Raw genomic sequence first — 252 nt, 5'->3', positions numbered from 1 at the left:
GGAAGCCCGGTAACGGGTGGAGTTGACTGGTACTAATAGGCCGAGGGCTTGTCCTCAGTTGCTCGCGTCCACTGTGTGGTTCCCGGGTTGCGAACAGTCGCAGCGTCGGTTGAACCAAGTTCCACTGTTTCATTCTTAAATTGAAGAGTGTGCTTGTTCGCTAGAACCCGATAGGGTTTCGGTGGTCATTGCGTTAGGGAAACGCCCGGTTACATTCCGAACCCGGAAGCTAAGCCTTTCAGCGCCGATGGT

The 252-nt window shown here is 54.4% G+C and carries 1 rRNA gene; it reads left to right on the top strand.

From position 1 onward, the window contains the following. Window positions 1-177: 177 nt before the first annotated feature. Window positions 178-252: ribosomal RNA gene (rrf, locus tag AC4IJH_RS43850) — 5S ribosomal RNA — on the top strand; the annotation flags it as partial.

The sequence above is a fragment of the Streptomyces sp. UF-297 genome, from assembly GCF_058245575.1.
Note: the sequence above shows the minus strand (reverse complement) of the source record. Positions and strands in the feature narration are given on the sequence as shown.